This window comes from Enterococcus sp. LX10 (genome assembly GCF_023539285.1).
Taxonomy (GTDB): domain Bacteria; phylum Bacillota; class Bacilli; order Lactobacillales; family Enterococcaceae; genus Enterococcus; species Enterococcus faecalis.
Map to the genome: position 1 here is coordinate 1,833,758 of NZ_CP092784.1, position 14,763 is coordinate 1,848,520.

11 protein-coding genes are annotated in these 14,763 nt (G+C 35.9%); 1 reads left to right on the forward strand and 10 read right to left on the reverse strand.

The window, feature by feature from the left end; all coding sequences use genetic code 11:
- Position 1: 1 nt before the first annotated feature.
- From MKZ30_RS08695 to MKZ30_RS08730, 8 genes are all read right to left on the reverse strand, one after another.
- Positions 2-829: a glycosyltransferase gene (locus tag MKZ30_RS08695; protein WP_033600741.1), complete on the reverse strand. Its 828-nt coding sequence runs from the start codon at positions 827-829 to the stop codon at positions 2-4.
- A gap of 10 nt (positions 830-839) precedes the next feature.
- Positions 840-2,237 carry a sugar transferase gene (locus tag MKZ30_RS08700; RefSeq protein ID WP_033600742.1) on the reverse strand — a complete coding sequence of 466 codons (1,398 nt, stop codon included), beginning with the start codon at positions 2,235-2,237 and terminating at the stop codon, positions 840-842.
- A gap of 105 nt (positions 2,238-2,342) precedes the next feature.
- The gene (locus MKZ30_RS08705; RefSeq protein ID WP_033600743.1) at positions 2,343-3,644 is read right to left on the reverse strand and encodes an EpaQ family protein; all 1,302 of its coding nucleotides are present in this window, start codon (positions 3,642-3,644) and stop codon (positions 2,343-2,345) included.
- Between the two features lie 28 nt (positions 3,645-3,672).
- A complete protein-coding gene (locus MKZ30_RS08710) occupies positions 3,673-5,676 on the reverse strand; it encodes a DUF7657 domain-containing protein (RefSeq protein ID WP_161633690.1) in 2,004 nt (667 codons plus the stop codon).
- Positions 5,677-7,818, reverse strand: coding sequence for a glycosyltransferase family 2 protein (locus tag MKZ30_RS08715; RefSeq protein ID WP_126300965.1), 2,142 nt, complete (start codon positions 7,816-7,818; stop codon positions 5,677-5,679).
- Positions 7,819-7,829: 11 nt separating this feature from the next.
- The gene (locus tag MKZ30_RS08720) at positions 7,830-10,973 is read right to left on the reverse strand and encodes a glycosyltransferase (protein WP_033600747.1); all 3,144 of its coding nucleotides are present in this window, start codon (positions 10,971-10,973) and stop codon (positions 7,830-7,832) included.
- Positions 10,963-12,180: an ABC transporter ATP-binding protein gene (locus tag MKZ30_RS08725; protein WP_002356901.1), complete on the reverse strand. Its 1,218-nt coding sequence runs from the start codon at positions 12,178-12,180 to the stop codon at positions 10,963-10,965. Before MKZ30_RS08725 ends, MKZ30_RS08720 begins: the two co-directional genes overlap by 11 nt.
- 12 nt (positions 12,181-12,192) lie before the next feature.
- Positions 12,193-12,987, reverse strand: coding sequence for an ABC transporter permease (locus MKZ30_RS08730; RefSeq protein ID WP_002356900.1), 795 nt, complete (start codon positions 12,985-12,987; stop codon positions 12,193-12,195).
- Positions 12,988-13,234: 247 nt separating this feature from the next.
- Between MKZ30_RS08730 and MKZ30_RS08735 the strand changes: the two genes are divergently transcribed.
- Positions 13,235-13,576 carry an EamA family transporter gene (locus tag MKZ30_RS08735; protein WP_002356899.1) on the forward strand — a complete coding sequence of 114 codons (342 nt, stop codon included), beginning with the start codon at positions 13,235-13,237 and terminating at the stop codon, positions 13,574-13,576.
- Between the two features lie 73 nt (positions 13,577-13,649).
- Here MKZ30_RS08735 and MKZ30_RS08740 read toward each other — a convergent pair whose 3' ends face one another.
- A complete protein-coding gene (locus tag MKZ30_RS08740) occupies positions 13,650-14,000 on the reverse strand; it encodes a DUF2304 domain-containing protein (protein WP_002356898.1) in 351 nt (116 codons plus the stop codon).
- Positions 14,000-14,725, reverse strand: a complete 726-nt coding sequence (locus tag MKZ30_RS08745) for a glycosyltransferase family 2 protein (RefSeq protein ID WP_010715343.1) — start codon at positions 14,723-14,725, stop codon at positions 14,000-14,002. Before MKZ30_RS08745 ends, MKZ30_RS08740 begins: the two co-directional genes overlap by 1 nt.
- Between the last annotated feature and the right edge of the window lie 38 nt (positions 14,726-14,763).

Sequence of the window (14,763 nt, forward strand, 5' to 3'; positions counted from 1 at the left end):
ATTATTTATTTCTCAACTTTTTTTGATAAATCACTCCACGTATACCATTAGGAAGTAAACTAATAATTAAATGTACTGCAGAAACAAATATAAAATCAGAAAAAGATCCTAATCCTTCCTGATATATTACTTTACGCGCTTTTAATCCTGGAACTAGGTATTTAATCCCGCCACGCCTAGAATACATATCTTTTCCACCTCTAGCATAAACCAAAATCTTATTTATATTTGCCGCTTTTTTATCTTGTTTCAACAGCCTTATCCAAAGATAATAATCTTCAAACCCCTTCAAAGGTTTATAGTTACCAACCTGAATAATATCCTCTTTTTTATACATAACTGTCATATGATTAAATGGATTTCTTCTTTTCGAAAAGCGGCGAATTTCCTCGTTACTTTCTGGTACTATACGTCTTCCCAAAATATTGGTAACATTCCCCTCAAATTCTATAATATTACCACCAACAATCGCTAAACTTGGGTTTTCTTTAAATAGTTTATACTGAACTTCCAATCTGTCCTCTACCATAATATCGTCTGTGTCCATTCTTGCAATTAACTCATTTCGGCAATTTAAAACTCCCTCTGCCAACGCTATACCTAATCCTTTATTTTCTGATAACGAATAAAGACTTAGTTGATTGCCTAATTTTCGTTTATATTCATCAATAACTTCATCTAGTTCTAACGTTAAAGGGCCATCTTTTACTAAAAAAATTTCTTCAGGTTGAATAGTTTGTCTTAAAATACTCTCCATTGTGTCAATTAAATACTCTGGTTTTTCATTTTTGTAAATTGACATTAGAATACTTATAGGCACAGTCTCCACAATAAAATCCTCATTTCAATAACTTTATATTTCGTTCTTTTAAATAAGAGCAAGTAATCGTTTCACGTTCTTCAGACTCATCCAATCCTCTTGATGATACTTTATCAAAGAGAATTTTGATGGTTTGAAGCAGAATTTTCATATCCAATAGTAATGAATAATTCTTGATGTACAGTAAATCAAAGTTCAATTTACTATTGTAGTCAGAAGCATATTTCCCATAAACTTGGGCATAGCCGGTAATCCCCGCACGTACATTGTGACGTAAATAGTAATTCGGGTTTTCCTGATTAAATTGATTAACAAAGAATGGTCGTTCAGGACGTGGTCCGACAATAGACATATCTCCGCGAATAACGTTGATTAGTTGTGGCAACTCATCAATACGTAAAGCGCGCAAGTATTTACCAACTGTAGTGACGCGACTGTCGTTACTTGTAGATAAGACTGGACCTGATTTTGCTTCCGCTGTTGCCGACATCGTTCTAAATTTTAAAATCGAGAACTCACGTTGATCTAATGTAATCCGTGTTTGTTTGTAAATCACTGGTCCCGGTGAGGTTGCTTTGACTAAAATTGCTGCAATAAGCATTAAGGGGGAGGTAATCACAAATAGGCAAACAGAGACTAAAATATCGAATAAACGTTTAATAAAATTCTCTTCTGGTTGGATTTCAAAATTTGAGACTTCGATAATACTTTCATCTTCAAAGTTCATCATGTTCGGTTTTAACATAATTAGATTTTCAAAACTTGTATCTAAAAAGATTTTTTTCTTGTGTTTGACAATTAATTGATACAATTTTACTTTTTCGTTCTCATCAACATTACTTGAAATATAAACAATATCGATTTCATCGATAATTTTTTTTAAGTTTTCATAGTAATTGCTGACAACAACGCTCGTTACTTTATGCTTGTTATTTTTATCAGACATAAAGTTTTGAATTGACCGCATAACTTGATTTTCTTTACCTAGTAAAACAACTTTTCGCTCATTGCTGACCTTTAAGTAAAGATAATAAACAAGAATTCGCCAAAGACTTAGAACAATAATTCCGATTATAAAGGAATATCCTAAAACAGAACGCGGGAACGTAAACCAACGTCCGGCAAATGTCACAATCATAATCGTTAAAGTCATTAAAATTTGACCAATCACCGTGACAAAAATGATGTCACTAATTTTGCGATTATAAAAAATATACGCACCTAACAACAAATTCAAAAAGATAAAAAAGATTGAAATGTAAATTGCTGATTTTTCATAAGCCACAAAGTTAAATGAAGGAATTTCTCGGCCAAATTTCACCATAAACCCTAAGATGATTGATAAATTATAGAGCAAAACGTCTGCTAAAATAATTACAATCCGTCTTGCATTACTCCATTCACTTTTTGATGTCATTAAAAACTTCCTCTCTTCACTTCCAGTAATTACATTATTTGTAATAACATGCAACCCCTATATTACCATAATGTCAGCGGACAAGAAAGTTCTATAGGATGAAAATTATCTGCGATGTCTTTGGACACGACTTAATTCTTCCGGTTGGTCCCAGCCCTCTTCGTCAACAGGTGCTATCGGGCGCTCTTCATTGCTAACAGGACTTGTTTGTTTCATTCGTTTTCTTCTTTTAGGCGTCGTTGGTCTTTCATGTCTTCCTCGTTTTTTCTCTGGCCGGAAGTAGAAGGCTAGCCCAAGGAAACTATAAACAATCGGCATCCAATGAGGCGCTAATAAAATATCTTCCATAAATGAATGAATCCAGATTAAAAGGAAGCCTAAAAGTAAACTAACTTGCAAACGATCCAATGTTTTTTTGCGGAAACCAATCAATAAAATCATACTGACTAAAAAACCAAATAAAATCAGATAGCCGATGACACCAAAATTACTTAACGTAAATAGAAAAGCATTATGTGTCCCCAGCGGTTTCCATGAGGCCACAAAAGGCTCCATACCGACTTTAATATGTTGAGGATCAGATAACCATTTAGCAAAAAACTCATGCCAAATTCGTTCTCTTCCTGTAAATAAATCAACAGTATCTGTTTCCGCACATAAGTAAAATAACGACGGTCCCAATGTAGCTACTCCGACAAAACCAAACAGCCAAACTTTCGAACGTTGCAAGAAACGTTTGGGTAAAAGATTATCCACCAGAATAAAACCAACTAAAATGGCAAACGAGGTTTTTGATTGACTGACCCATGTACCTAAAACACCACCAATGTATACAGGTAAAAGCAGCAGGTTAAAAACCTTATTTCTATATGCTTTGATCAAACTACTGGCCATCATTGTTGAAAACATCAACGTGGCACCAATCGTATTGGTATTAATCCAAATACTTTCTAGTTTATTTGATTCTTTAAAAATTTCGTCTGCTGGAATCAACTGAGGCAACTCCACGGACATCCGATACAAAGTCGCACTCAAAGCAACTAAAGAGACAATTAATAAAAGTGTTTGATCCAAACGATCAAAGACACAAACTTTAAAACAAAGGACCAACAAAATAATTAAAGGAATCATTGTATCTGTTTGCATTGTGCTATGACGGATTGATTCCGTAAAGTGAAACAAGAGCCAGGTGGCTAGTGCCAACGCTACGGTCAGCCAGTCAATAAATTTTAATTTCGTACAATTTAATAGCAATACAAGTATTACTGCTGTTAATAATAAAATTGAACTATTGGCATACATATATTTTGTGACTGGCGCATCAATTCCTACGACCCACATCGTATACGAGCCGATCATTGTAACTAATAAAATAAGTCGACCGATTCTATTCAATACTTTTCCCATATTCAAACCTCATTCCATGAATGAATCACTAGTCGTTTATTCGATAAATATATGCCCCGTTCTGATCAGGTCCATATAATTTTTCAAAATGAATCGTTGGTGTGTCTAACGGTTCTAATGGTTTATAAACGACCGCATATTTAATCCCATATTCTTTTAATTTTTCTGGAGATAAACGAGCAATAATCGCATCTTTTTGCATCAACTCTAAAACAGGAGTCTGATTTCCTACTTCAACATTGATGTGCGCATAGCGATTATAAATAAATGTGTCTTTTCCTTTTGGATCTAATGGTTTCCAAGCCTCTAAGTCAGGTGTAAAAGCGACACCGTTAAAGGTATGCACACCTAACATTGGCAAATAGCCATACATCAAGCGTTCGCCCACCCACAATTGGTTGGGGTCTTTTTTGTTAATTTCTTCCACTTCTACCGCTAATTTTTTTCCATAGACAGCAGAAACGCCTCGAGAAATTGGATTAACAAAGGCTCCAGAAACCATAATGATTCCTAATAAGACAAGGACAAATAACGTGCGCCAACGTTTAAATAAAGCAACAATTAAAACGGTAGCGACAACCAAGACACCAATGATGTCCATTCGTGTAACATATAACCGTAAATTGCCCGTATATAAAACAAAGAAATACAGAACAACATTTAATCCTAGCGCCCCTAACCAGGCCATCATTGGAATTTTTGCTTGACGATTCCATAAATAATCGATGAACCATAAACTCAACAACACAGCGGCAAACCCAAAGGATAACATCGCCCGTTGTTCTGGCACATAAGACCACAGTGTCAACTTAGCAAAAATTGTTGGAAATTGAACGCTCATCCAAACTAAGTTAAATAAACAATACACGAATAAGACAAAACCGTAAATGTTTTCTTTGATTTTTTTATAAAAAATAAATGGTGAGAGTGGCAAAATAACAAAAAATAATTGATAAAAACTACTGATTTCCGAATTATTTGAATATGGAACATCTTGAAACGGCATTTTCCAATTTGTTAAAAATAACAAAATGTCGCGTTTAGGCATATCGCCACCTAAACTTACCCGTTTTCCTGGATAAGCGGTATCCATTACTGCTTTTAAGGAATCCAATGAGCCATATAGCGATCCGCCAACAATAATCGCCGTCATCAAGAGTGCCCCACCTATCAGGACTCCATCCCACTTATCCAACTTAATTTTTTTACGAAATTCTAAAAAGAATAAAATTAAAAATAATAAAATCAAATAACCAAGTGGTACTTGTAACGCAGGATAAATAACTAAAACAAATCCTGAGGCCATAATAACAGCCGTTATCGCACAAATGACACGACGTCGAACACTACTATGATAATAGAAATAATTATAAATTCCTACTAAAAAACCTAAGCCAAAAAATACTAAATCTCCAACTGGCGAGACAAACCACCATTGAAGGGCCGAAGAAAACGGAATCCAAACACTTGCTAACAAAGCTAAATATTTATTCCGCCGTGTGACGATCAAACCAATTTCAAAAGAGAATAAAATCAAACCAATTAATTTAAGATTCCAATACCAAGATAAGCCATATTCTTTACCTAGTAGCACGTAGCCCCACGTAAAAGGTTTCGCTAACGTGGCCAAATTCCACGCTGGCGAATTATAGCCTACCACCATGTCTTGACCATTTAACGTAATCACATCATTATGTGTTTTCAAACCCGTTTGTGTTTGCGACAGACTAAATGGGGTTTGAACGAGCCATTCATCCGAACGAACACCTCTTGGTTCACCAGCAATTAATGAACTTTTTTGGCCATCCGCATATTCAGAAACATACGCATCCCACATGTTTAATGAACTACCATGGACTTTAAAGGCGACCAGTAAAATAAAAATGACTGCCGCTAGCAGATAGCGCCAGCGTAACAAATGATCAACCAAGCGAGCGCTCTGCTCAGCTTGGTTGCTTAATGGTTGTTTTTCTTTTCTTGTAGTTAGTTGTTGTTCCATCTTTTCGCTCCATTTCGTCATCCGCAATTGCATCTAGTCAATTCGTAATGAAAAGTTGGGAATATCCCTTGTCAGATTAGGATTATAAAATGGATCATTTTCAATTAAAGGTCCCCATTTTTCTTCCATCATCACTTTTTCTTGTTCAAAACGTTTTTTCTTTTTGCCTTTATCATCATATCCACGAGTTTGAGATTCAAAATGATAAAGCTCTGCTTCATGAAGCCAAACATTGTCACGTCCTAAAGCTTGGACTTTCAGGCATAAATCAACATCATTGAAAGCTACGGTAAACGCTTCTTCAAAACCACCAACTGCATCAAAATCTGCTTTTTTCATAAGTAAGCATGCGGCAGTTACTGCTGAATAATTGACATTAATAGCTAACCGGCCAAAATAGCCTAAGTCACCATGGGGATACCCATAATGGCCATGCCCAGCGACGCCACCTAATCCTAAAATAACACCTGCATGTTGAACCGTATTATTTGGATACAATAATTTCGCACCTACACAGCCAATCCGTTCTTGCTGAGCAAATGAAACCATCAAAGTTAACCAATTCTCTGTAATCACTTCGGTATCATTATTTAAAAATAACAAATACTCTCCGTGCGCTTTTTTCGCTGCACGATTGTTAATAGTTGAGAAATTGAATGGAATATCGATTGATTCAACGAAAAAGCGGTCAGGCAATTGTTTTTCAAATTCTGCATATAATTCGTGCATTTTTGGATCTGTACTTCCATTGTCAGCCATAATAATCTCGTAATTTTGGTAGGTTGTTTTTTCAATAATCGATGAAACACAACGTTGTACGTCTTTATAGCCATTTTTAGTTGGAATAATAATTGAGACTAACTTTTCAGATTCAATGTCATAATAAACATCATATAAGCCATTCGCCGCCCCATGCGTTGCATGGCCATTAATTCTTCGACGAACAAGCGCATCTTGCACGGCTCTTAGTCCCGCTTCAAAAGCATAACCTTTGGAACCCTGGTCCACTGCTGTTGAGGTCGGTAGCATCCGCCAATAGTAAAGAACTTTTGGAATATGTTTGATGCGTTCTTTTGTCGTTTTTTCAGTAAATCTTAAGACTAAATCGTAGTCTTGAGAACCTTCGTAACCTTTTCGAAAGCCGCCAATTTCTTCTAGAATACTCCGACGATACACGCCTAAATGCGAAATGTAATTCGTTCCTAAAAGTAAATCAGGTGACCAATCTGGTTTAAAGGCTGGATCAGAACGATTTCCATCCATGTCAATCTTATCTTCATCACTATAAATTAAATCCAGTTCTGGGTTTTCATTAAGCACTTTAACCACTTCATAAAAAGCATTGATCGCTAATTCATCATCGTTGTCTAGTAAGGCGACAAATTCTCCGGTAGCAATCGCTAAAGCAGAGTTGGTTGCTTCGGAAATATGACCATTTTGTTCACGAAAGACGACCCGAATTCGCTCATCCAATTGCTGGTACTCTGTTAAAATCTTTTTGACATTGGGATCTGTTGAGGCGTCATCGGCCATACATAATTCCCAATTAGTATAGACTTGATTCAAAATAGAATCAATGCACAACCGAAGCCATTTTTCTTCAACATTATACACTGGCATCGCAATGGAAATTTTAGGTTGATAATGAAATGTTGCGATTTCTTGTGTCATTGCTTCTATGTCTAGCACTTCATTTCTAGCTAACCAGTTAGGGTACGAAGCTTGATTTCTCAGTTTCTCAATTTTCGCTCGTTGAATGGTATGAGAAATACCATTTTTAGCCATATATTTAAATCCTTTTTTGGCTTTTATCCAGAGACGAGTCACTTTATCTTCTGTCCCTGGAATCACTGGATATTTTTTATTCAAGGGAAAATCCACCGTTACAACATGTGCTGATGATTGAAAATGAAAAGGGAGTACTTTTTTTTGTTTAATTCCTTCAAGTGTAACAACAAAGCCAGCTTCAATCGCAGGCTCTGTTTGATAAATTTGATTAACATCTTCACGTAAAACGCGCTGAATGTTATAAGCGGACACTTGGTTTTCATTATTAATTGTGAAAGTTGGGCTTTCTTTAGTGATTGTATCTAACGCCCAACCTGTAATGGTTAAATTATTTGTTGTTTTGTCGCGATAGATACTATCAAAGATCACCTTAATGTCTTCATTCATGTGCATTCTCCTTATAGATGTTTCGGATTTCGGTAGGGATCAACTAAAGCTTCCGCGGTCCATTTTTCCGCAAGTTCTTTATAAGATCCTTTTTTATCATGGTTTTGCATTTTTTCGTCTGCTTTCAAAATTGCATAGGACACATATACATTTCGTTTACCAGCGCTAGCAAATTGTAACGATAAATCGACACCCATCCATTCTTTTCCTAAGTTTTCGTTAATTCCTTCTAAATTTAGGTAAAGTTGTTTGTTGAATAGTAAGCAGTCTTCAGTTGCTGCTTGAATATTTCTTGGTAAAGCAATTCTGTAATAGTAACCTAAGCTTTTACCAGGGGTGCCTTTTTCGGGATAAAGTAATCGCCCTTTGTCTGTATCAACTGATACTCCTACTGTTTCCACGCGATAGCGTGCGTCAACTACGCGGCCAGTCACTAAACCAGAGGTCTCTTGTTGACCAATGTTCATTAACTCTTTTAACCAATCATTTTTCGTTGGTACCAATCCAGCATTTAATAAAGCTACATATTCTCCCTTAGCAGCTTGAATCATGCCATGACGAGTTTCTGTTGAAACATAACGAAGACGGTCATTTTGGATATTTATTTGATTCTCGAAGCGTGCAGGCAATAGAATTTCATAATTTGTATAGGCAGTTTTTTCTAATAATTGACGTAAGTAGCTACTCATATTCTCTGTATCATTCGTAATAATCAATGATACCATCGGCACATGATCATAAAGATAGTTAATTTTATAGGAACCATAAAATTCGGCAATCTCTACTTGTGCTTTTAAGCCACGGCGTTCCGTTGCCGCTTGGACCGCTTTTTGACCAGCTACATAGGCGTAACCTTTGCTTTCAGGGTTTAGAGCAGTCGATGATTCAATGGCACGCCAATGATACATCATACCAGGAATATGCTTGATTTTCGTTGCTTGTTCCGTTGCTCGTAATACGAAATCATAGTCTTGAGCGCCGTTATATGCTGAGTTCAATCCGCCTACTTTTTCTAATAAATCACGTTTCACAACAACAAAGTGTGTAATGTAATTATGGTTTAAAATCAGTTCTGGATTCCAGTCCGATTTGTAAAACGCGTTGAAGCGACGACCATTTTCTGTAATTTTATCTTCATCAGTATAAAGAAAATCAATCGTTGGGTCTGTATTTAAAGCTTTGACCACTTCATATAATGCTTGTGGCGCTAATTCATCATCGTTATCCATGAAACCAACAAAATTGCCAGTAGCAATCGACAAAGCTGAGTTAGTTGCTTCTGAAATATGTCCGTTTTCTTCGCGGTAAATAACTTTGATTCGTTGATCTAGTTCTTTATATTTTTCTAGCATGGGCTTAATATGTTCGCTTGGCGATGCATCATCTGCTAAACATAACTCCCAATTTTCATAGTACTGATTTTGTAAAGAAGAAACGCACGCTGCAAGCCATTTTTCTTCGACATTATAAACAGGCACAGCGACAGAAATTTTAGGCTGAAATTGGAACGTTTTAATTTCCGCTAAAACTGCCTCCACGTCAACAGGGGATTCTGCTTTTTCTTGTCGTTTAAAGTACCACTTCACTGAGCCCATCAAACCACGTGTCTGAATCGAACGCCATGCTCGATCAAATTTCGTGCCCGGTTGAACCATGTTTGGACGCTCCACCACGTATTGAACCTTCTGGCCTGATTTGGTGTCAATGTTTAACGTGTAGGCTGGTAAATCTTCTGGATCTTTAATCGTAATGACAAAACCATAATCTTGATCGCCTTCTAATTCAAACATATCAATAACATCCCGACGATATTCTGTTTCCACCGTATAAGTGACTGATTCACTAGCTTCTGCAATACTGAATCTTAGCGGATAATTTGTTTGTTTGTCATACGCCCACCCTCTGATAACAGAAACGTTATTTTCTACATCGCGAGCAATATCATCGATGGTTAAGTTAATCATTTTATCAAATTTAGTTAACGTGATTCGTTTATATTTTCCAGTAAGCATAGGGGCTGTCTCCGTCTGTTTATTCATTTCTTCTAAAAATTGATTTCTTTCATCTAACAATGCATGAATAAAGGTATTTTCACGTTCTGAATAGTTGCCTTCAAAGAAATAATCAATGTCTACTGTCAGGTCTTTGCCTGCCATTTGTGCATCGGTTACTTCGATTACAGGTACTTGCGTATCTAAGAAATAATAGACATTCTCTTGTACCAGAAAAGCATTCGTGGCTGCGACTGGGACTGTCTGGCCGTCTATCGTCATGGATAATTTGACAATTGCCCCCGTTAAACTTGGGAATAATTTTATCAGTTGGACGTCTTCTGGTATCTTCAGTTGGAACTGTTTTGTTTCAGGTTTTTGTAAATCAACTGGTTGATCCAACTCAGTCTCTTTTTCTTCGCCGCAATTAATTAAAATATGAACGTTTTTTTCATTGTATGAATTTACAGGTGTCACTCGCTCTGGCTGTTCTACTGGTTCAGCAGTCAAGGCAAAAAAGTACTGATACACTTCGCCAAAGGGACGCGCTTTAAAAGCTGCTTGTACTTCTACAGGTAACGCTTCATACGTCGTAGGAATTTCGTTGTAGCCAACTTGATTAAATGTAAAATCTTCTTTGGCAATGTATAAACCAACTTCTGCAAAAACTTTTTCAAATCCTTCTTGTAAATAGAATGATTTATGCGTAGCATCCAACAGCCCAGTTTCATTCCACGTTAAACGATTATTAAATAAATCAATTAAGACCGAATTATGCGCCAAATTAGGGAAAGTGATTAAGATTTGACCGCCTGGTTTTAAAAACGGTTTGACTTTTGCTAAGGCGCTTTGAGGATTCATTAAATGTTCCAACACATCCGCAAAAACGATATAATCAAACGTCTTACCAGCAAAGTATTCGACCCAATCATTTTCATCAATATTGCCATAAAAGGCATCTGTTGAAAATTGACTGACATGATCATAAAGTTCTTTGTCTAATTCAACAATTGAGACCCGGCACTTTTTTTCTTCCATCAAATAGCTAGTCATCCGCCCATTACCTGGACCAAATTCCAAGACATCACTATTTTCTTTGATTTGTGCTACGATTTTCCCAACACTGGTACTCTCGTCTGTTTCCATTTCAAAATCATACTTCATCTTTTGTCGTATCCTTCCATTTATGATCTAAGATGACAATTCCTTCTCCGGCATAACGACCGGTAATAAACATCGTCACGTATTTTGTTTTGTAGACTAGTGGGACCGTTGCATGTTCCTCAAAGAAAGCAATATCAAAATAATATTCACCTGTTAATAATGACATTTTTTCATATTCTAAATAAAAAACATTCCGTCCTTTTTTCCAAGGAATTTGCACGCCATCTAACAACGTATTTAAGCCACAGACATAATGATTGTCCACTGTTCGAATGGCGACCCCACAAACAGGCTTCTTAATTTGGTCGTTTTTGACAGTATATTCAATTTTTACAATCACTTTTTCATCTTGCGTTACCATTTCTAATGGTTCATAATCCGCGTTTAAAAGTTCCGCATGATCCACTTCAATAATATCTGGCGTTGGGGTTTCATCTTTCATGGTCGCTTCGCGGTCAACTGTTTTAATTGATTTCTTTTTCAAAAAGTTTTCGTAATTGGTAGTCACGTCCATCGTATCTCCATATTCAACGACTTTCCCGTGTTGCAACCAAAAAGTTCTATCACAAAAACGACGGATGGAGTTTACATCGTGAGAAACAAATAAAATTGTTTTACCAGAATTTTTAATTTCTGTAAATTTTTCCATACATTTTAATTGAAACTCTAAATCCCCAACAGCCAATGCTTCATCGACAATTAAAATATCGGGATCCACGTTAATAGCTACCGCAAAAGCCAAGCGGACAAACATACCACTAGAGTACGTTTTAACTGGTTGATACAAATGATCGCCGATGTCAGCAAAATCAATGACATCTTGGACACGCTCTTCCATCTCTTCTCGGGAAAAACCCAAGACCATTCCATTTAAGAAAATATTTTCATACCCTGAATATTCTGGGTTAAAACCTGAACCTAATTCAAGTAACGCTGAAATTTTCCCATTAATCACCATAGACCCGGAGGTTGGTGTTAGTACTCCTGTAATAATTTTTAACATGGTTGATTTTCCAGAGCCATTTTCGCCGACAAAACCAATCATCTCGCCTTTTTTAATTTGCATCGTGACATCGTCTAACGCATAAAACAAATCGTGGTAAGATTTTTTTGTTGGACTAAGCGCTTCTTTAAACCGATCGGACGGCTTTTTATACATGTTGTATGTTTTGGTAATATGTTGGATATCAATTGCATATTCTGACATGTCGTTCTCTCCTTATAGTACATCTGAAAAATGTGGTTTTAAGCGTCTAAACACGGTTGAGCCAATTAATAGTAAAACAATAGTAACTCCCCAGAAATATAAGCTATATTGCCAATGTTCCCAGAACCATGCACCGCCTAAATAAGATTCGCGGTATCCTTGAACAATATAATATAATGGATTGATTTTTAAGATTGTCGCAATCATTCCAGTTGGTTGCCATAAAATTGGCAATGTCCACATAACTGTTTGCATAATGATATTGATAAATTGCATAATATCAGGTAAAAATGGTTGTGTTGAAGCAGTAATCCACGTAATTGCTGTTAAAAAGACTAATAAACAAGCTAAGTAGTAAATTAATTGCAAACTGTACAGACTTGGGTAATAACCGTTGGCTGTAGTAATCACAAAACCAATTAGAATGAAAAACAAGTGGGTGTACAAGTTCGATAAAATTTTAGACGTTGGTAAAATTTGTACATTAAACACAACTTTTTTAACTAAATAACTATATTCACGAAACACATTCGTGGCTGATAATAACGAATCTGAAAAGAAGAACCAAGGCACCATCCCTGTTACTAAATAGACAATGAACGGCATATTGTCGCCAGCTCTAGAACGAAGGCCTACAGAAAAGACAAACCAATACGTCAAAACAGTTACTAATGGCGTTAAAAATGCCCAGACAATTCCTAGTGCTGAACCAGCATACTTGGCCTTAAAATCATTAAATGAAAATTGTAATAACAATTTTTTGTTCTGAAAAATATTCTTGAAAATTGAAAATGTTTCTTTAAACATATACTTATTCCTTCCGTAATAAACTATTTTTAACTAAAATTTTTGGATACAAAAATGCCATTTTAAACAACATTTCTATTTTATCGATAAACGCCTAGCTTTTCAATAGTAGACCCCTTTTTATAAAGAAAAATTTAACTGATTTCGCTATATTAAAAAATCTTGTCCAATTTTCGGGAGATTATGCTACAATAATGGAGGTCTTGCATTTTTTTGCACGGAAACTATTTTTGAGAGAAGGGAAATTATGGTTCTTTTTATTATTTACGTATTTCTGTCTTCTGCTGGTCTGGTCTTATTTAAACTAGGTTCTAGCAGTTTGAACATCCAACTCCAACAAACAATCTTTTCAATGAATATCTCACTTATATCTTTATTAGGTTTATTTTGTTATTTAATTAGTTTTATTTTATGGATGTTAATTATTAGTCGTTCCGATGTTTCTTACATTGTTCCTTTAGGCGTTGCCTGTACAAACATCGCTATTTTAATTGCTTCAAATCTGATTCTAAAAGAGACGATCACAACGAATGCCCTTATTGGTGCTGTGGTTATTATTGTCGGCATTGTGATTATGAATCTTAAATAAAAAAGATCGCTATTCATTGAGCTGACCCTTAAATATTAGACTTTCAGGTCCAACTTTTAAGGGTCACTACACATTAGCGATCTTTTTTATTTTCTTCAGATTTCATGATAGATAATTCCTGCAATAATGTTTTGATGCGATTTTCGTGTTTTGAAATCAACACAGAATTTTTAATTTCCATGATTAAAAGGACAATCACCGCAGCTGATAATAAGAAGTTTGATGTTGTTTCAAACCCAAAGGCCATTGCTAACCATTCTGCCACATGCGGGAAAATAGCAAAAATAATTAAGACAATTGAGATTAATAACCAAATCAAAGCATTTTTTAGGAGAAAAATATTTTTATTAATTCCTCGAATAATGTATAAGAAAAAGCCAATTGCAAATAAAAATAAAGCTAGCCATAACACGGTTGGTAGCATTAATCTCCCTCCTTCATAAAGGCAGCAATCAGAATTGCTGAGCCGACTTCTAGCATATACTTCACAGAAGCCAAGGCACGAATCGAAGAAACACCACCAAGCCGTTCCATCATATTGACAGGTCTTTCAACAATCACAAAACGTTTTTTAATTAAGTGAACAATCGATTCTGGCTCAGGATAATTTGTCGGATAACGCTTTGCAAAAAAAGCAATCACTTTCCGATTTCCCGCTCGATACCCCGAAGTCACATCATAAATTGTTTTACCAGAAGCCATTCGAATGCAAAAAGATAACAAACGAATACCAAAACGGCGCATTTTCGTACTTTGAAAAGCCGCTTCGTTTCCAGGAAGGAAACGAGAGCCAATCGAAAAATCGCATTTACCCTCTGCTAATGGTGCCAGTAAGACAGGTAAACTATTGATATCATGTTGACCATCACCATCAAACTGAACCGCCACATCATACTCATTTTCTAAGGCATATTTATAGCCTGTCTGTACTGCCCCGCCAATACCTAAATTCAACACTAAATGAATGGCATTAATTTGGTTGGCTTCTAAAATTTGTTTTGTTCTATCTGTCGAGCCATCATTGATTACCACATAATCCAATTCATGTTGAAAATGCGTAACTTCCTGTTTAAATGTTTCAATGGAAGCAATCGTCCGCAAAATGTTTTCTTCCTCATTGTAAGCAGGAATGATTAAAAGAACTTTCATAGAAGAACACCTTTCCACTTTCTCTCCACAAAAAAACT